The 18,755-nt window shown below is 64.1% G+C and carries 11 protein-coding genes and 1 pseudogene; 4 read left to right on the forward strand and 8 right to left on the reverse strand.

All coding sequences use genetic code 11. The features are described 5' to 3' along the window. Nucleotides 1–18: 18 nt before the first annotated feature. From htpG to HCN50_RS20810, 3 genes are all read right to left on the reverse strand, one after another. Nucleotides 19–1,884 carry a molecular chaperone HtpG gene (gene htpG / locus HCN50_RS20800; protein ID WP_171711557.1) on the reverse strand — a complete coding sequence of 622 codons (1,866 nt, stop codon included), beginning with the start codon at nucleotides 1,882–1,884 and terminating at the stop codon, nucleotides 19–21. 105 nt (nucleotides 1,885–1,989) lie between these two features. Beyond that, nucleotides 1,990–3,960, reverse strand: a complete 1,971-nt coding sequence (locus HCN50_RS20805) for an HlyD family type I secretion periplasmic adaptor subunit (RefSeq protein ID WP_171711558.1) — start codon at nucleotides 3,958–3,960, stop codon at nucleotides 1,990–1,992. After that, a complete protein-coding gene (locus HCN50_RS20810) occupies nucleotides 3,957–5,672 on the reverse strand; it encodes a type I secretion system permease/ATPase (protein WP_171712002.1) in 1,716 nt (571 codons plus the stop codon). The genes HCN50_RS20805 and HCN50_RS20810 overlap by 4 nt, the downstream gene beginning before the upstream one ends. An 866-nt stretch (nucleotides 5,673–6,538) precedes the next feature. Here HCN50_RS20810 and HCN50_RS20815 point away from each other — a divergent pair. The 3 genes from HCN50_RS20815 to HCN50_RS20825 all read left to right on the forward strand — a co-directional run bounded on the left by HCN50_RS20815 (nucleotide 6,539) and on the right by HCN50_RS20825 (nucleotide 10,955). Continuing rightward, nucleotides 6,539–7,732, forward strand: a complete 1,194-nt coding sequence (locus HCN50_RS20815; protein ID WP_171711559.1) for a hypothetical protein — start codon at nucleotides 6,539–6,541, stop codon at nucleotides 7,730–7,732. A gap of 253 nt (nucleotides 7,733–7,985) precedes the next feature. Further along, nucleotides 7,986–9,869: an ethylbenzene dehydrogenase-related protein gene (locus tag HCN50_RS20820; RefSeq protein WP_171711560.1), complete on the forward strand. Its 1,884-nt coding sequence runs from the start codon at nucleotides 7,986–7,988 to the stop codon at nucleotides 9,867–9,869. Next, nucleotides 9,870–10,955, forward strand: coding sequence for a 2Fe-2S iron-sulfur cluster-binding protein (locus HCN50_RS20825; protein WP_171711561.1), 1,086 nt, complete (start codon nucleotides 9,870–9,872; stop codon nucleotides 10,953–10,955). A 2-nt stretch (nucleotides 10,956–10,957) separates the two neighbouring features. Here HCN50_RS20825 and HCN50_RS20830 read toward each other — a convergent pair whose 3' ends face one another. The 4 genes and pseudogenes from HCN50_RS20830 to HCN50_RS20850 form a co-directional block, all read right to left on the reverse strand. Then, entirely contained in the window at nucleotides 10,958–11,764 is an 807-nt protein-coding gene (locus HCN50_RS20830) for an MBL fold metallo-hydrolase (protein ID WP_171711562.1), read from the reverse strand. A gap of 73 nt (nucleotides 11,765–11,837) precedes the next feature. After that, nucleotides 11,838–13,414, reverse strand: a pseudogene (ggt, locus tag HCN50_RS20840) (gamma-glutamyltransferase). Nucleotides 13,415–13,485: 71 nt separating this feature from the next. After that, nucleotides 13,486–14,571, reverse strand: coding sequence for a TRAP transporter substrate-binding protein (locus tag HCN50_RS20845; RefSeq protein ID WP_171711564.1), 1,086 nt, complete (start codon nucleotides 14,569–14,571; stop codon nucleotides 13,486–13,488). A 47-nt stretch (nucleotides 14,572–14,618) separates the two neighbouring features. Continuing rightward, complete coding sequence (locus tag HCN50_RS20850) at nucleotides 14,619–16,595, reverse strand: primary-amine oxidase (RefSeq protein ID WP_171711565.1); 1,977 nt, start codon at nucleotides 16,593–16,595, stop codon at nucleotides 14,619–14,621. A gap of 152 nt (nucleotides 16,596–16,747) precedes the next feature. On the opposite strand from HCN50_RS20850, the gene HCN50_RS20855 reads away from it, so the two are divergent. Continuing rightward, nucleotides 16,748–17,725: a helix-turn-helix domain-containing protein gene (locus HCN50_RS20855; RefSeq protein WP_171711566.1), complete on the forward strand. Its 978-nt coding sequence runs from the start codon at nucleotides 16,748–16,750 to the stop codon at nucleotides 17,723–17,725. Here the strand turns inward: HCN50_RS20855 and HCN50_RS20860 are convergent. Further along, nucleotides 17,710–18,726, reverse strand: coding sequence for an NAD-dependent epimerase (locus tag HCN50_RS20860; RefSeq protein ID WP_171712006.1), 1,017 nt, complete (start codon nucleotides 18,724–18,726; stop codon nucleotides 17,710–17,712). The genes HCN50_RS20855 and HCN50_RS20860 overlap by 16 nt on opposite strands. Nucleotides 18,727–18,755 lie beyond the last annotated feature (29 nt).

Raw genomic sequence — 18,755 nt, forward strand, 5'->3', positions numbered from 1 at the left:
CCTGATCCAGCCCGCACTCTACTGCTTCATCACCCCTCGCAGCACCAATTGGTTGAGCCGGTTGGCGAACGCGGCCGGATCTTCGGGCAGCTCGCCGTCGAGGATCTGCGCCTGCTCAAGCAGCAGGAACGACAGGTCCTCGGCCACATCCTTGTCGCCGGCAAGCGCGGCGACTAGCGGATGGCGCATGTTGATCTCCAGGATCGGCTTGGTGGTCGGCGCCTTGTTCTGCATTGCCAGCAGGCGCTCGAGCATGCGGTCGTGCGCGCCGCCGCCGGCGACCAGGCATGAGGCGCTCGAGGTTAGCCGCTGCGAGGCGCGTACATCGGAGACGCGCTCGCCGAGCGCATCCTTGATCAGCGCAATCGTCGTGGCTTCATCGGCGCCGGACTCGGCCTTGTCCTCGGTCTTTTCCTCCAGGAGCGGGATCAGGGCGAAATCGATATCGCCCTGGCTCAGCGATTTCAGCGGCTTGCCGCCGAAATCGAGCGGCGCCGAGGTCCAGAAGGCATCGACCGGATCGGTCAGGAGCAGCACCTCGATGCCGCGGGCGGTTGCGGATTCCAGCTTCGGATTCGACTTCAGCCGTTCGACGCTTTCGCCGGTTAGGTAATAGATGTCGGTCTGGTTCGGCCTGAGGTCATCAACATATTGCTTGAGCGTGCGCTTCTCGCCTTTCGTCGTGGTGAAGCGCGACAAACCTAACAGCTTTTCGCGGCGTTCAAAGTCTTCCCAGATGCCTTCCTTGATCACGGGACCGAACGCATCCCAGATTTTTGCGAACGCTTCCGGCTCCTTCTCGCCGAGGCTTTCCAGTTCCGATATCACGCGGCCGGTGACCGCTTTGCGGATCTGTGTGAGCTGCGGATTGTTCTGCAGCATCTCGCGTGAAATATTGAGCGGCAGGTCCTCGCTGTCGATCACGCCGCGGATGAAGCGCAAATAGGCCGGCAGAACATCGGCGTCATCGGCGATGAAGACGCGGCGGACATAGAGCTTGACCTTGCCCTTGCGCGCCTGGTCGAACAGATCGAATGGCTTTGTCGACGGCGCGAACAACATCACCGCATAGGATTGCCGGCCCTCGGCGCGATAATGCAGCGTCATCGCAGGCTCATCGAACGCGCCGGCGACCTGCTGATAGGCCTGCTTGTAGTCCTCCGGCGTGAGTTCCGATCTTGGCCGTTGCCAGAGCGCGCTGGCCGAATTGATCTGGCGCGGCTCGCCTTCCTCCGGCACCAGTTCGATCGGGAACTGGATGTTGTCGGAATAAGCGCGGACGATGCGCTCGATTTCGTAGGTCTCGAGATATTTCGCCGCCTCCTTCTTCAGGTGCAGCACGATCTCGGTGCCGCGCGTGACGCGCTGGGCATCCTCGTCGCTGGCAGGGGCGATTTCGAATCCGCTGCCGCCGGAGGACGACCAGACGAAGACCTGATCGGAACCGGCACGGCGGCTGGTGACGACGATGCGCTCGGCGACCATGAATGCTGCATAGAAACCGACGCCGAACTGGCCGATCAGATTGGCGCCGTCCTTGGCCTCGGTGAGACGAGAGATAAACGACTTGGTGCCGGAGCGCGCGATGGTGCCGAGATTGTCGACTAGCTCCTGCCGGTCCATGCCGATGCCGCTGTCGACGACGGAAAGCGTATTGGCCTTCTTGTCGGGCGCGATGCGGATCCTGGGCGGCGCGCCGTCGGCAATCAGGTCGGGCGCCGATATGGCCTCGTAACGCAGCTTGTCGCACGCGTCCGATGCGTTCGAGATCAATTCGCGCAGAAAGATGTCGGTCTCCGAATAGACCGAGTGCACCATCAAATTCAGAAGTTCGGCGACCTCGGCCTGAAACGGCTGCGATTCGGGGACGGTGGTAGTGGTCATACGGGTCTCGCAATAGACAAGGGAGGGCGGGAAGCCCTGATATAGCGCTGCCATTTAAAGTGGCAAGATTTGCGAGAACGTGTCAAAAACCGGTATCCGGCCCCCTCATCGCTCGACGAAAGCGCGCTGGAATTGATCCAGAATCGGCTTGAACAGGTAGCTCAGCATGGTCCGGCTGCCGGTCTGCATGAACACTTCCGCGGGCATGCCGGAGACGAGCTGCAGCCCGGCGAGGAGCCGACGCTCCTCTTCCGGCAGCATGATCCGGACCGTGAAATAGGACGTCCCGGTCTGCTGGTCGCGGGTAGTATCGGGCGAGACAAACGACACCTGCCCGATCAATTGCGGCGTGACCCGCTGGTTGAAGGCCGAGAAGCGGACGAAAGCCTGCTGACCCTTGCGCACCTGATCGATGTCGTTCGGCTGCAACCGCGCCTCGATCTGCAGATCGTCGGAATCCGGCACCACCTCCATGACGGTATCGCCGCCGCGGATGACGCCGCCGATGGTATGCACGGTGAGCTGGTGAATCACGCCCGACGTCGGCGCGCGCATCTCGATGCGCTCGAGCACGTCGCGCGCCGCGATGCTTCGTTCGCTGAGTTCGGCTTCCTTGCCCTGCGCTTCGCCGAGCTCCTTGACGATCTCGGTGCGAACGTCCTGGTCGAGCCTGACCATCTGAAGCTTCGCCTCGTCGACCTTGGCTTTAGTCTCGGCGATCGTAGAGAGCAACTGGCCGCGCTCGCCTTCAATTCTCGCGCTCTCACGCTGCAGGGTGGTGAGCCGCGCCAGCGGCACCAAGCGCTTGTCGAAGAGATCCTGAACGCCGGTGAGTTCGCCGGTGATCAGCTCCAGTTGCTTGGCCTTGGACGCAACCTGAGCTTCGAGGCCGATGATCTCCTCGCCGAGCTGCGATACCTTGCTCTGCAGCAGCTCCTTCTGGCTCTCGCGTGCGGTCACCCGCGCCCGGAACAGCGAAGCTTCGGAGGCGAGCACCGCCTTGACATTGTTGTCGTCCAGCCGGGTCGACAATTCCGGCGGAATGGCTGGCTTCGGCAGACCATCGCGCTCGGCGGACAGGCGGGAGATTTTCGCGCGCACCTCGTCGAGCTGCTTGCTCACCACCTGCAGGCTGGCCTGTGCCTGCGTCGAATCCAGCCGCAGCAGCAGATCGCCGGCGTTGACCCGCATGCCATTATGGACCGGAATCTGCGCAACCACGCCGCCGGTCGGATGCTGGATGGCCTTCACATTGGACTGCACCACCAGATTGCCGGGCACCACGACCGCGCCCGACAGCGGCACGAACGCCATCCAGCCGCCGGCCAATCCGCCGACGACGAGCAGCGCCCGCAAGCCGGTGCGCAATTCGTTCTCGAAGGCGCGCCCCGCCCGCTGCGTGATGCTCTCACCGGGTGCGCCCGCCACATCCGCCGATGCATCGCGATTGGCAAGGAATGCAACCCCGGCAGTCAGGCCATTGCGGACGATGCGCGTCATCGAACGATCGGGCGCCACGCCCGCCGGACTCGGCGGCGCAAGTTGCGGCGCCTCGATGCGCGGCGGTTCACGCCTGTCGTCGATCTGCAAAAGCTCCGGCCTCGACCGCGGCATGTTCAGGAGCGACGGATCGTCGGGCGCAATGATCGGACCGCGCGCCGGCCGTTCGTTCAGCCACGCATGGCCTGCCGGCCCGCGGGTGCCGCCTGACGGCGGTGGCGCGAACTGCGGCTCGCGCGCGCGTCGGGCCCGCGGCGCCGGAGGCTCGATATCAACGTCGTCGGGCTGCGATCCGAAGGGGCCAAGCCACGCATCGAGCACCCGTCCCATTTTGCCTTTCTGCCGCCGCTTCGGGCGGCCCGGGCGCGGTCGCCGCGCGGGCGGACGTTCATCCTGCGGCGGGCGTCGAAGCGGCTGCCGCTGCTCCGGCAGGTTGTCCTGCTCGAAGGCCTGCCGCAATCGCTGCAATTCGAGGATCAGCGCCTGGCCCTGCGGCGCAGCGGCCTCAGCATCCGTTCCTTCGAACCGGCTCCGCACCACTCTTTCGTCGGGATGCACGTGATCATAGCTCTTCATGAGGGAACACTCTCGGCAAGTGAGGCACGCGGCTCGGCCTTGGCCTGCGGTGGGGGCTGCGGCGGTCCCGGCGGCCCCTTGCCATTGGCCTTGCGGACGCGTGCGAATACTTCCTCGCTCGGCCCGAACGCGATCGCCTTGCCCTCGTAGAGCACCATCGTCATGTCGAGCGCGGAGAGCGCGCTGGGACGATGCGAGATGACGACGACGATGGATTTGTTCTGCCGCATGATTCCGATGGCGCGCGTCAGCGCGTTTTCGCCGTCGGCATCGAGATTGGCGTTGGGCTCGTCGAGCACGAGCAGGAAGGGATCGCCGTACACGGCGCGCGCCAGCCCCACCCGCTGCTTCTGGCCCGCCGACAGCGACATGCCGCCGGCCCCGATGCGGGTCGCATAACCTTCCGGCAGACGCAGGATGATGTCATGGACACCGGCGATCTGCGCGGCCCGGAGGATGGCATCCGAGCTCGCATTCTCCTCGAAGCGGCAGATGTTCTCCGCAATCGTGCCGTCGAACAGTCCGACATCCTGCGGCAGGTAGCCGATGTGCCGGCCGAGATCTTCGTTGCGCCATTGATCGAGGGAAGCGCCGTCGAGCCGCACGGCGCCGCGATGCGCCGGCCAGATTCCGACCAGCGCCTTCGAAAGCGAGGTCTTGCCTGATGCGCTCGCGCCGAGCAGCGCCAGCCCCGCGCCGGCCTTGAGCGAAAACGTGATACCAGACACAATCGGCATGTCGAAACCGGGCGCGGCCACCGCGAGATTCTGCACCGACAGTTCACGGCAGGGACGCGGCAGCATGACCGGAGGCGGCGGAGGCGGCGCGGTCGCCTTGCAGATGTCGCGCAGGCGCGCCAGCCCCTGACGGGCGGCGGCCAATTGCTTCCAGGTGCCGAGCGCGATTTCGACGGGCGCCAGCGCGCGTCCCATCAGGATCGAGGACGCGATCATGATGCCGCCCGACGCCTTGTCGGCAATGACGAGGTAGGCGCCCATACCCAGCATGCCCGACTGCAGCACGTAGCGCAGCACCTTCGCGGCCGAGCCGAGATTGGCATGTACGTCGGTAGAGCGGATATTCTCCTGGAGGTAACGCTCGTTGGCCTGCGACCAGCGCGCCGTCAATCGGTCCGTCATGCCGAGCGCCCGGACGATTTCCGCGTTGCGCTGGGTCGCGTCCGCCAGCACCTGGCGCTGCGCGTTCATGTCCATCGCCGCCTTGGCCGCACCGCGCGAGATCCGCTCGTTCAGCAAGGTCATCGCGATGATCGCCGCGGTGCCAAGCAGCGCGGTAAAACCGATCGCCGGGTGAAACAGAAACAGGCCGATCAGAAAGACCGGAATCCACGGCATGTCCAGGAACGCCGTCGGCCCCATCCCTGACATGAAGGTGCGCACCTGATCGAGATCCCGCAGCGGCTGCTGCATCAGCACCGGCTTGACCCCACGCAGCGGCAGCGTGGCGAGCGCCCAATGGATCGAGGACTGCAGGCCGGCGTCGAACAGCGTTGCGATCCGGCACAGCATTCGCGACCGCATCGCGTCGAAATATCCCTGCACCAGATAGGCGATCAGCACCATCAGAGATAGACCGAACAGGGTCGCGAGGTTACGGCTCGGAATGACCCGGTCGTAAACCTGCAACATATAAATCGATCCCGACAGCATCAGGATGTTGATGACGCCGCTGAATACGGCGACGCCGATCATGCGCCGTCCGCTCGCGCGCAGCGCGCTCGTGACGGGATCGTCGGCAGCCAGCGTCGCACGCAGACCAGATATTGCGCGTGGCGCCGCTGCTGCCCGCGCTCGGTCCTGTGCCTGACCCTGAGCGATACTCATTGAAACTGCCCTTCGACCCGCCCGACCCCGGGGCTCCCTGGAAGTCTCATTGACGCGCGATGCAGACCATTTTTCGACGAGAATGCGACGAATGCCGATTGTTCAAGTTCGCTCGTGGGTAGAACGGTGACAAAGCCGGGCTTGTAACCGGTCCCATGCGCACGTGCGCCGAGCGAGATTCCACCTCGAGGGGAGCTTCGCCTCGAACTCCCGCGACCGACAGGAAAAAAGTTTGTGGCAGCTTGCCTGCAAAGGCGCTCATTGGTCGTTTTTCGGCGCGGCGCGCGTCATGGATTCGTCCGTCTATCACCTTGCTTCGGCGCTTATTGGTCGCTGTGTCGGCCGAATGACGCCATGAAGCTCGATGATCCTTCACCGTGCAGACATCCCGCTCCCCGGCGGGTGGCTGCGCCGACACGTTATGAATTCGACTGGTGACAGGGGACGAACTGATGGCTCGCTTCGCTCAAGGAAATCAGCCCGATGTTGATCTCGATCTTCCGATCGACGAAGCCGCCGGCCCGCCCATCGCACCGGCCTCGCCGTCGCCGACGCTGACTGATGAAACGCCGCCGGCCAACCAAACGACGATGCGGCCTATCGGCTCAAATTTCTCCGACCTTGCCACCTTCAACGGCATGGCTCGGCCGCCGGCGGAGGCCCCGCGGCCAAGCGCCCTTGACCAAGGCGGGCAAGGAGCTGGCAGCATTGCGCATCACACCAATGATCTCACGGTGGTGCAGAACAATTTGCTGGCCGAGCTCAATGCAGGCCAGTTTTCCGGCGCCGCGCTCGGCCATGTTCAGGCGATCCTGTCCGACATCACCAGCGCCATTTCGGCGGCCAACGCCGCGGTGAGCACGTTCGGTAACACCGCTGGTGCCGAACAAACGCTTCGCGCCAGCCAACTCAGCATCATCAATGCCGTCAATAGCGATCCTGTGCTGGCGAATCCGGCGCCGGCCACGCCGCTGCCCACCGCGCCGGCTCCCGCGCCTCACAATCTCGCGGAGATCGGCGAGATGTTCGACTACGTGGCAAGTCAGATCCTTGGCGGGGTCAATGACGGCAACCGGGCTGAGATCACCGATGACATCAATGCCGTGATATCGGACATGCAGGCGCTGATGACCGCCAACCCGGAACTGTTCGACGGGCTGACCGGCGTCCACGCCGATACGATCGTGCGGCAGCTCCAACTCGAACTCGTCTATATCAACGACCCTACGATAAGCCCGACCGCGGCGCAGGCCAGCAGCGACAACATCCTCGACATCATCAAAATCGTTCAGAGCGACGCCAACCTGGCGGACATGGCGACGCAGGACGGCGTCGGCGGCTTCTCGCCGCTTCCCGATGCCACCGGTCCGGCTCCGAAATATCTCGACAGCGGTGTGCAGACGGTATTCCTGGCCCATTTCATCGCGCAGTCCAATTCGCTTGGAAAGCAGGCCGTCGACCTCGCGGGCAGCCAGGACGCCGGGGCGATCGCCGCGCTGATCGACGATCTCAGGGCCTTCGAGAAAAGCGTCACCGATTTCGACGCGAGTCAAGGCGCCACGCTTGGCGCCGAGATTGCCGCGATGATCAAGGGATTGCAGACCGGCAACGTGGCCCTGGTCACGGCGGCTGCGGACCAGATGCACGGCAACGCCGCCGATATCGGCGGCCACAATATCCCTGTCACCGGCGGCACGTTCAATACGGACGGCGTCACTGTCGCGGAGGTGCTGGGGACGGTTGCGGAGGTGCCGCCCGTGGCCGAAAACTCGGCGGCGTCAACGCCAGCCGTGCAGCAAGTCGTGGCCCCCACCATCAGCGTCGAGCCGGTGGCGGTTGCGACGGCCGACGTCAGCATCGGTGAGGTGGACCATGCCCAATCGGGCATACCGGAATTGGCACATCATTTACATCACACGTGGGGATAGCGGCGCGCGGCGCGGCCTCCGGCTGCCCCGATGCTGCGGGACCGCCGGAGGCCGATACATAAATCAAGAACAGCGTTGGCCGATTTGGCTCGCGCGACGGGCGCAAAAGAGCTCATCACCAGCCTGCGCCCGCAAGGAACGATCTCAACGAGGGTCTCGACAACAAGAGACCACCATCAGTACGGCAGCAGCAGCGGCAGTTGGTGGATTCGGCGCGGTTGCTGTTCGGTAAGTGAAGTAGCGGGGCGAGGGCGTGAGGCAGCGTAAGACGGACTATGGGACCATCATTCTACACTGGACGTTCGTGGCAGCATTCGCGGTTGCACTCGTTACCGGCTTGCGCATTGCCACCGAGACCCCCGACCGGACCTGGATCAACTGGTTCGATGCCGTACTGCCGCGCGACAGCGTATGGATCGCCCACATGCAGGCGGCCGTCGTTCTGGTCGCCGTGGCGATCGGTTACGTCGTCTACATGCTCCGCTCCGGCCTCGGGCGCCGCGTCCAGCTCGACCGGGTTCGCCTGCGCGGATTGTTTAGCCGCGGACAGGCCAGGTTGAGCGCGGTGATTGCCCTGCTGTACTGGATCTTCTTTGTCACGATGTCGGGCCTGTTGATCAGCGGCGGCCTGCTCTATTTCGGCTTCTACTCCGGCTATGACGTGGCGATGCTGCATTGGGTGGGGACCTGGGTGATCCTCGCCTTTGTCATCCTTCACGTCCTGACCCAGTACAAGAGCGGCGGCGTTTCGCAACTAATGCGCATCTTTCGTCCCGCTCCGCTGCCGGCGCCGCCGCCGCGGCTCGATGCCGTCGAACTACTGGGCCTGCTGGCCGAGCGGTCGGCGCACCCGCCGGAGTCCAAGAACCCGGACGCGCCGCCCCAGGTCTCGTCCCACCCGCTGCAGCCGCGCGCAGAAGCGCGCCGTGACCGAGCGCCTGAGCCGGATCCGGCACCGCGCTCCCATGCCGCGCCTGCGCGATCGCGAAACCCGACGCTGCAGGCCAATGCGTTCGTCGTGGCGGTCGCCGCTGCGATCACCGGCGGCTCGCTCCTCGTCGCGACGGACCGGCTTTCCGTGGACAGCGTGCAGATTCGTCGTATCAATCCCGCCGACGCGCCGGCGCTCGACGGCGACACGTCAGATCGGGCCTGGCGCGGCGTCAAGCCATTTTCGCTGTTGACCGGAGAAGGCGGCAATTTCGACGGCAAGGGCGAAACCAGAATCGAAATCCGCGCGGTGCATGACGGCACCTACGCCTATTTTCTGTTCACCTGGGAAGATTCGACGCGCTCGTTGAAGCACCTGCCGCTGATCAAGCAAGCCGATGGCTGGCACCTGCTTCATTCCGGCTTTCAGATTGGCGACGAGCATCAATACAATGAAGACAAGTTTTCGGTGCTGCTGACCACCGCTGACGTCACGCTGGCCGGCGGCCGAACCTTTCATCCAGGGCCGCAGCCGGTCGCCGGCGCGCCGGCCACCATGAGCGGGCGTGGGCTGCATTACACCGCCACCGGCTACGCCGATGTCTGGCAGTGGAAGGCGACCAGCAGCGCAGCCGGGTGGATGGATGACGCCCATTTCGGACCGCCGCTCAATCCGACCCCGATGCAGGCGGCAAACGTCGTGCCTTACAAAGGCGGCTTCGCACCGGATCCGGGAGCGGCGAACTACCGGGACAATTTCACCATCGAGGCCGACGTCGCCGGCGGTGCGCGCCGCAGCCGCCTGATCGCGCCGCTGCGCCTGCCCAAAGCCGTCGCGGCCACATCAGACGCATTGGGAGATATCGATCTCGATCCCACTCACGGTGAAAGCGACGGCGCACGCTGGTTCATGACCGAGCAGGATTCAGTGCCCTATTCGGCCGACGCCGACGCCCGCATCCCGACCGGGACCGTGATCCCGGGCGTCATCCTGGGTGGCGAATTTTCAGGCGATCGCGCCGACGTTCGATCTGCAGCCCGGTGGGCCTCCGGCCATTGGGCGCTGGAGGTGAAACGTCGGCTCGACACCACTAGCGAGTTTGACGTGCCGATCAGAAGCGGCGTCTTCATGCGGGTCGCAGCATTCGACCACAGCCAGATCAGACACACGCGGCACGTCCGGCCTATTCGTATCGAGGTGGAATAAATGGCAAAGATTTGCAAAGTCACGATCAACAATGAGCCGTTTCTGGCGAACTGCGGCGAGCTTCTGCTCGATTGGGCGCTGATGAACGGCGTCGATCTTCCGCACGATTGCCGCTCCGGCATCTGCGGCGCCTGCCGCGTGCGTCTCGTCGACGGCCAGGTATTCGGCGGCCACAGCCGCGGCGACGAGATGATCCATGCCTGCCAGGCCAGGATAGTTTCCGATCTCGAGATTGCGATCGAGGCCGCGCCGGAGCCGGTGGCGTTGTCGGCGGAAGTGGCGCAGACCGTCCAGCTTGCGCCCGACGTAGTGGGGGTCGACCTCGAATTGCCGAAGCCGCTCGATTACCTTCCCGGCCAGTATTGCAAGCTGCAATTTCAGGGATTTCCGGCAAGGTCCTACAGCCCGACCTATCCGCTGGAAGGGCCGCCGCACGACCGCCTCTTGCATTTTCACATCCGCAAGGTCTCGGGCGGATTGGTTTCCTCGGCGCTCGGCCACGACATCCGCGCCGGGCACCGCGTCAAGCTAATGGGGCCGTACGGTCGCGCGTTTTTCCGGCAAGGCCATGTAGGCCGCGTCGTACTGGTCGCGAGCGGCACCGGTTTCGCGCCGATGTGGTCGGTCGCCGTCGCCGCCATCATGGAGCAGCCGAAACGCGAAATGGTGTTCATCGTCCAGGCGCGGAGCCTGCGCTCGCTCTATATGCACACCGCGCTCTGCCGCCTGGCGCTGTTTCCCAATGTCACCCTGATCCCGATGGTATCGGAGCCGCAGCAGGTTTCGCACGCCGTTCGCAGCGGCCGGCCGACCGATCACCTGCCAAAGCTGACGACGGACGACGTGGTCTATACCGCAGGCGCACCGGCGATGACCGACGCGGTGGCGCGGATTGCCAAGGCCGCGGGCGCCCGTTGCTACACCGACCCTTTCGTGCAGGAGGCGCGGACGGTGGAACAGGCGGGCCTGATGTCGCGTCTCACCGGCTGGCTCAGCGAGCCCAAGAGCGCTATCCCGCTGCGGCCGGCGCAAAAGACGGCGCCGATGCCGCGCGGCGTCGCCGCGGTTGGCGTGGGTAACCGCTAGTCTCAGCCTGAGATCGCCGCGATATACCGCCGGACCGACATTTCGAACGTCGCCTTGGCATTGGCTTCGATGTTGCGGCCCCACCACGCGCCGTAGATGCGGTCGAACGCCAGCGGTTCGACTGCCTGCGCGATCCGGCGCACCGCCGTAGCATTGAGCGGAATATAGTTCGGATAGCTGTACATGAAACTGAGGGAGCGGCGGTCCATCGCCACCATCGCGATGTCCCCGGTGAGCAACGCGCCCTTGCCTTGCGCGCCCGCGCGCCAATGCATGACCGTGGCGCCGGCAAAATGTCCGCCGGTCCGCACCAGGAGAATGTCGTCGGAAAGCCGATGGCTGTCGCCGGTCCACGGCACGATGGCGCGATGCGGCCGCGTGACGAAGCCGCGATCATCGCCGTGCAGATAGACCGGTACGCCGCCGAACGCCTCGCTCCAGTCCGCGACCGCGCCGTAATAATGTGGATGCGAGACGGCGATCGCCTTCAGCCCGCCGAGCGAGCGGACATAGTCGAGAGCCTCACTGGTGACCATCGGCACACAGTCCCACATCACGCAACCGTCCGCCTCCCGCACCAGCAGTGCGCGCTGTCCGATCGCGAAACTTGGCTCGACCGCGAGACCGGGAATGCCGAGATCGTCGCGCCAGACGAGCTTGTGACCTCCCGCCAGTACCTTGCGCGTCAGCCACACCTGGCCCTTCCAGTTGACAAATTGCCGTTCGTCTTCACAGACCACGCAGGCCGGCGGCGGCTCGGCGCTATCAGGAAACTGGGCGCCACATTGTTCGCAGGTCCAATAAGGCATCGGCATCACTCCTGTCGAACGGAGTGGTAACGCAAAACGGCAAGGCGAGCCAATGCGGCACGCCGATCAACAATTAGTAACCGATCGCCGCGCCGTCGCTGCGCGGATCGGAACCACCGCTCAACATGCCGTTACGCCGATCGATCGTGATGCCGTGCGCGTGGCCGGCCATTTCGTTCCACGCGTCCCAACGGTTGATGGTGTGGCCGCGCCGCGCAAGCGCCTCGATCGTAGCTTCAGGAAAGCGGCTCTCGATATGCAGCGTGTCGCGCGCCTCGCCGAGTGCGAAGCGGCCGGACAGGAACCGCGGCATCTCGATCGCTTCCTGGATGTCGAGGCCGAAATCAATCATCGCCGCATGAAGCTGGAGCTGGATTTGCGGCTGGCCATCCGCCCCATGCAGCCGAGCACGCTCCAGAGCTTGCCGTCGCGCTTGGCCATCGAAGCAATCAGCGTATGCAGCGGGATCTTGCCGGGCTCGAGGCGATTGGGGTGGCGGCGATCCAGCGAGAAATACGCGCCGCGATTTTGCAGGATGACGCCGGTATTTCCAGCCACCACGCAGGCGCCGAAGGCCCCATAGAGACTTTGAATCAGCGACGCCGCATTGCCACAGCGATCGACGGCGGCGACATAGACCGTATCGCCGGACAGGCTGCCGTATGACGGCACCATATCCCACTGCAATGCCGCTCTTCCGTCGATCAGCCGGCCGCGCTCGACGGCATATTCCTTCGATATCAGCCGCTCGACCGGCACCTCGGCAAAGCCGGGATCGGCGAGCATCTCGTCGCGGTCGTGATAGGCGATCTGCTTGGCCTGTACCAGGAGATGCACATGGTCAGGTCCGAGAAAATCCTTGCGATGCAGTTCATGCGGCTCGATGAGGTTGAGCATTTCGAGCACAGTAAAGCCTTGCGTCGGCGGCGGCGTGTTGAAGACCGTGACGTCGCGGTAGCGGCCGACAAGCGGCTCGCCCCAGATCGCCTTTTGCCGGCTGAAGTCAGCCAGCCGGAGCAAGCCGCCCGCTTCTTCCGAGAAGCGCGCCATCTCGGCCGCAACCGGCCCTTCGTAGAAACCCTGCCAACCATCATCGGCGATCGATTGAAACGTGCGCGCCAGGTTGGGGTTGACGAGCTTTGCGCCGGGCGCTGCGGCAGCGCCTTGTGGAAAAAACAGCGCCGCGGATTCGCGATCGCTCAGCAAGTCTTCGCGCATGATCTCGACGAAGCCTGCAAGGCGGTCGGTGACCGGAAAGCCGTCGCACGCATAGGCGATGGCGCCTTCCAACACGCGGCAAAGCGGCAGCCTGCCATGGACGCTGTGCGCCTCGATCCAGCTCGCCACCGCGCCCGGCACCGTCAGGGTCGCCGGCACGATCCCGCGCAGCGGGATCTCCTGCAGCCCGCGCGCTTCGAGTGCGGACAGCGTCGCACCCTCGGCCGCCTTGCCGCCGCCGTTGAGGTAGCGGATGTCACCGCTCGCACCGTCGTGAATCAGCCAGAACGCGTCGCCGCCGAGACCTGTCATGTGCGGATAGACCACCGCGAGCACCGCGCTTGTCGCAATCGCCGCATCGATCGCCGAGCCGCCGGCGCGAAGCACGTCAAGGCCGGCCGCCGAAGCCAGCGCGTGCGGCGACGTCACCATGCCGTTTGGCGCAAGCGTGACGGGCCGGCCGGTACGAATATCCAATTCAAGCCCCCGAAACTGCCAAGCCGTCAGGCGCGGATCCGCCGGATCATGTAAGTGTCGTAAGTGGCCTCGCAGACCTGGTGCCACCGGTACTGTTCGTTCCGGAAGGCGATCGTCGATTCGTACAGCGCCTTCAACTTCGGGTTCTTGGCCGAGACCTCGGCGAAGAGTTCGTTGGTGGCCTTGATCGACGCGTCCAGGATGTCGCTCGAGAACGGCCTCAATTGCGCGCCGGCCGCGACCAGGCGCTTGATCGCAGACGCGTTGCGCGCGTCATACTTTGCCGTGAGGTCGCCGGCCACCTGCCCCGCCGCAATCGTCACCATGCTTTGATAGGGCTTCGGAAGGTCGGCCCATTTTGCGCTGTTGACGTACAGGAAGCCGTTCGCGCATCCCTCCCACCAGCCGGGATAATAGTAATAGGGCGCGATCTTGAGGAAGCCGAGCTTCTCGTCGTCATAGGGGCCGATCCACTCGGCGGCGTCGATCGTGCCTTTTTCCAGCGCGGGATAGATGTCGCCTGGCGGAATCTGCTGCGGCACGACGCCGAGCCGGCTCAACACCTGCCCCGCCACACCGCCGACCCGGAATTTGAGACCCTTGAGGTCGTCGAGTGTCTTGATCTCCTTGCGAAACCATCCCCCCATCTGCGCGGTGGTATTGCCGAACGGGAATCCCACGGCGCCAAACGTCGCGTAGAGCTCGTTGAGCATGTCGAGGCCGCCGCCATAGGCGAGCCAGGCGTTCATCTGGCGCGTATTGAGGCCGAACGGAACGGCGGTGCCGAACGCGAACGCCAGGTCCTTGCCGATGTAGTAATAGGAAGCGCTGTTTCCCATCTCCACGGTGTTGTTCGTCACCGCATCGAAGACCTGAAACGCCGGCACGATTTCGCCGGGACCAAAGACGCCGATCTGGAATTTCTGGTCGGACAGATCGGCAATCGCCTTCGCGAACATCTCGCAGGCGCCATACAGCGTATCGAGGCTCTTGGGAAAGGAAGTGGCGAGGCGCCAGCGCAAGACCGGCGTGGATTGCGCGATGGCGGGGGCGGCGACGGCGGTGGAGGCGACGGCCGCACCGGCCGCCGTGAGGAGCTTCCTGCGATTCATGGTCAGTCTCCTTGTCTGATGAAGTGAAAAAGCGAGCCCGCGGACCGTCAGCCGCAGCATGCCCCTTTCTCGCGGTTGTCGCGGCTCGCGCTGTTTCGATCAGGCGGCAGGTCCATCGCCGGGTTCTCCGCAAAGAAGCCGTTCGGCTTCAGCGTGAAGCCGACATATTCGACCGGCATCACCGGAAAATCCTCGGGCCTGCAGACATGCGTCGCCCCGAAACTGTGCCAAACTACGATATCCTGGTTCTCGATCGAGCGGTTTTTGGCAACGTATTTGGGCAAGCCGTCGCCGCCGGCATGCTGGTTCGGAAATTCGCCGCTGGCATAGCGCTCGTCGGGGGCATAGCGCGTCACCCAGATATGCTTAATCGCAAAGCCGCCGCGCTCGGTCATGTAGCAACCCTGCTGCGCAAGCATCACGGGCGCGCTGTGCGCGATCAGCTTATACGCCGTCGGGCCGCCGACGCTGTTCTTCTTGTTGGGATTGGTGATCTGCCAGTACCGCCCGGTCCGGCCGTCGGCCTCGCGGACCCCATCGCGCTCGCGCGAGAGCGTTCGGGCTGTGACATCAAACACGTTGCCGTAGGGATTATCCGTTCCCCACGGCCGCGGCCGGAACTCATGCTCGGTAACCGTATTGCCCTCGCCATCCAGCATCATGTGCAGGCGTGCATTGAAGAAATGCTGGTGGGTCGGACCGCCCAAATTGTCAGCGACCATGCCGCCCCACGGATAGGGCTTTCCGGAGGCGACCGCCGCCGTCTGGATGATGCCGGTCAGCTTGACTTCAAGCTGAATGGTGCCGTCCTGGTAGAAGTACCAGAAGAAGCCGTAGTCGTAGTTTCCAACGGTCGTGAAGAACGAGATCACGAGGCGGCGCGACCGCCGCACCTCGAACGTTTCGTTGCGGAACTCATAGTGCTTCCAGAGGATTCCGTAGTCCTCCTCGTGCAAGCAGATCGCATTCTTCATGATCGTGGGCTGGCCGTAATCATCGGCGACCGGCACGTCGAAATAATGGATATGGCCGAGGCAATCGCAGCCGAGTTCGAGGGCGTTGGCGAGCTTGCCTAGTCCATATTCCCCGGCATCAAACGCGCATTTCCAGAAATGGTTGGCCGTTGGATCGGCATAGGGAACGATCATGTCGGTGACGCTGGCCCGATAGATGATCGGCCGATCGCGCGCACCGTCGCGAAACGAAATCTCATGCAGCACGAGCCCCTCGCGCGCGGTCCAGCCGACGCGGAACGACCAGTTCTGCCAAGAGACCTTCCATCCCTCGACCGCAAAGCTCGGGCCGTCCTTCTGCACGATATCAAGCGGCTTGACGTCCTTGCGCGTTTCCGTGATCGACGCCCGGTCGTAGTTGCGCGATTTCTTCGGGATTGGAATCACCTCGGGCTCGTCGACCAGATGAACGATCCTGTTCTCGATCAGGTCGACAAGCGCGACCACGCCTTCGATCGGGTGCGCGTAGCCATTGTCCTTGAGGTCCTTGCGCCAGTAGGACACGGCGCTGACCAGCCTGCGGCCCTTCTCCACGTCGCGGTCGAAATAGCCGGCTGAAAACGGATCGACCTGGACCAGCTCGATGTCTTCATCCGTCAAGCCGCGCCGCTTCATGGCGCGGCGCCAGTCCGCATCTGCCTTGACGATGTCGCCGACCTTGAAGACCTCCTCGATCGTGATCGGCGGCTGGCCATACGGATGCGCCTTGGTCGAATATTCGCGCCACTGCGTCACTGCCCTCGATCCGAGATCGACGGTGGCGATGTGCGTCGCACCGGTCTTGGCGTCGAACAGGGTGACGGCGGCCCGTCGCGCGAGCCCGACATCAGGCTTCCAGCCAAGAACGTCGGACTTGGCCGGCTCATCGAGTTGCACATGCGTAAATCGCGCGTACGGGCCGAGCCGCTTTTTCTTCTTCAATATTTCGGATGCCAGCGTGACTTCAGCCTCGCTGAGCGGATCGAGTGGATGACCGGCATCCTTGGCGGCAGATGGCTTTGTTCGTACCATATCGGACCGTTTTCCCGGGGATCTGGGAGGCTACGGCAGCCCGGGCGGGCGCGTCTTGAATGAACCTGCCACCTTATGCGCGAGCTCGGCCCTTGCCAGGTCCCGGTCCTGGGCGACGCTGCAGGGCCACAAACCGGAATCTGGTTCACACGATGCCGATCAGCGTCTCCACCGACCCGATCCACCCGACGGAGCGCCAGGCGTTCTGGACCGAGGCGATCTGCCGGTCGTTCGCCAGTATCGAGACCAAGCCACTCGGCTGCGCCGCCGTCAGCGGCCATTTCGAGTTTGTTGAGATCGGCGATGCCAAGCTCGTGCGCTTCGACAGCAGCCCGCAATGCTACACCCGTGACGCCAGGCTGGTGAGCCGGGCCGGCTCGGACGAGTTCATGTTCGATTTCCAGCGCCGCGGGCGCAGCGCGATGATGCAGGCCGGCAACCAAGGCACGATCAATCCGGGATATGGCGTGCTCTATGACGCGCGGCGTCCGTTCGAAGATCGGTTGTTCGGCCCCGAACAACGCGCCGAAGTGCTGATCGCGACCGTGCCGGCTGCGTCCCTGTTGCGGACCGTTCCTGACGCGGAACGGCTATGCGCCAGACCGGTGCCCCTCTCGGGTACAATGGCGCGCTCGATCGCGGCCTTCGTACATGCGGCGGTCTCCGCGCCCAGCGCTCCGGCAAAACATGCCGAGTCCGACATTGCGGCCTACCTGTCGGCGCTATTGCGCATCGCCACCGGCGCCAGCCATCAGCTCGCCCGCGCGGACCTGTTCCACCTGATCGACGGCTATGTGAGGACAAACATCAGTAACGTTCGATCGGCGCCGGCGCTCGCAGCCGAGTTCGGCATTTCGGAGCGGACCTTTCATCGCATCTTCGCCGACCGCGACACGACGTTCGAACGTCATGTCCTGCATCTGCGCGTCGAACGCTTCCGCGACCTGTTGCGGCAGGCTTCGCCGGCCAATGTTTCGATCGCGACGCTGGCGCACCAGTGCGGCTTCGCCGATGCCGCCCATGCCACGCGCACGTTCAAGGCCAGATTTGGCGCCACGCCACGAGACTTTCGCGCTAATACATCGATGGCGCCGGACCAGAGAACGGCGTCCGATCAAGCCACGCAATAGCTGCGATACCAGCTCGCGAACCTGTGGATGCCGTCTTCGATGGGGGTCGAGGGGCGGAAGCCCACGTCATGCACGAGGTCATCGATATCGGCATAGGTCGTCGGCACGTCGCCCGGCTGCATCGGCAGCAGCTCCTTTTTGGCCTTGCGCCCCAGCTCCCGCTCGAGGATGTCGAGCACAAGCATCAGTTCATGTGGCTTGTTATTGCCGACATTGTAGATACGCCAGGGCGCGACGCTCGCTCCCGGATCCGGCGCGCCGCCCAACCCGTGCTGCTCGCCCTGCGGCGCGCGATCGATCAAACGAACCAAGGCTTCCGTCACATCGTCGACATAGGTGAAGTCGCGGAGCATCCGGCCGCCATTGAACAGCTTGACTGGATTGCCGCTCATAATCGCGTCCGCGAACACGAACAGCGCCATGTCGGGCCGGTACCACGGGCCGTACACCGTGAAGAAGCGCAAGCCGGTGCACGGGATTCCGTAAAGATGGCTGTACGAATGCGCCATCAGCTCATTGGCTTTCTTGCTCGCGGCATAAAGGCTGATCGGATGATCGACGTTGTCGTGGACCGAGAACGGCAGTTTCCTGTTGGTCCCGTAGACGGACGACGAGGACGCGAACAACAGGTGGCGACAGCCGTTGTGCCGGCAGCCCTCCAGAACATTGGTGAAGCCGACCAGATTGGCGTCGACATAGGCGTGCGGATCTCGAAGCGAGTATCGCACACCCGCCTGCGCGGCCAGATGGATCACGACAGGAAACCGATAGCGCGCGAACAGGGCCGGCATCGCAACGCGATCCGCCACATCCAGCTTTTCGAACTGAAAGCGCGGGTCATTGCGCAGGATATCGAGCCGGGCCGCCTTCAGCCGCGGATCGTAGTATCCGTTGAGATTGTCGATCCCGACCACGCGATGGCCGGACTGCAGCAGCCGCTGCGCCACGTGGAATCCGATGAATCCCGCGGCTCCCGTTACCAGAGTGGCTTGATCCGGCATCATGCGCGCCTCCTCCACCGGCCGATGTC

Source organism: Bradyrhizobium archetypum (genome assembly GCF_013114835.1).
Taxonomy (GTDB): Bacteria; Pseudomonadota; Alphaproteobacteria; order Rhizobiales; family Xanthobacteraceae; genus Bradyrhizobium; species Bradyrhizobium archetypum.

Excerpts from the sequence above, each read along its gene's own strand:
- htpG (WP_171711557.1), bottom strand. The coding sequence starts at position 1,884 with ATGACCACTACCACCGTCCCCGAATCGCAGCCGTTTCAGGCCGAGGTC.
- HCN50_RS20805 (WP_171711558.1), bottom strand. The coding sequence starts at position 3,960 with ATGAAGAGCTATGATCACGTGCATCCCGACGAAAGAGTGGTGCGGAGC.
- HCN50_RS20810 (WP_171712002.1), bottom strand. The coding sequence starts at position 5,672 with ATGATCGGCGTCGCCGTATTCAGCGGCGTCATCAACATCCTGATGCTG.
- HCN50_RS20825 (WP_171711561.1), top strand. The coding sequence starts at position 9,870 with ATGGCAAAGATTTGCAAAGTCACGATCAACAATGAGCCGTTTCTGGCG.
- HCN50_RS20830 (WP_171711562.1), bottom strand. The coding sequence starts at position 11,764 with ATGCCTTATTGGACCTGCGAACAATGTGGCGCCCAGTTTCCTGATAGC.
- HCN50_RS20845 (WP_171711564.1), bottom strand. The coding sequence starts at position 14,571 with ATGAATCGCAGGAAGCTCCTCACGGCGGCCGGTGCGGCCGTCGCCTCC.
- HCN50_RS20850 (WP_171711565.1), bottom strand. The coding sequence starts at position 16,595 with ATGGTACGAACAAAGCCATCTGCCGCCAAGGATGCCGGTCATCCACTC.
- HCN50_RS20855 (WP_171711566.1), top strand. The coding sequence starts at position 16,748 with ATGCCGATCAGCGTCTCCACCGACCCGATCCACCCGACGGAGCGCCAG.
- HCN50_RS20860 (WP_171712006.1), bottom strand. The coding sequence starts at position 18,726 with ATGCCGGATCAAGCCACTCTGGTAACGGGAGCCGCGGGATTCATCGGA.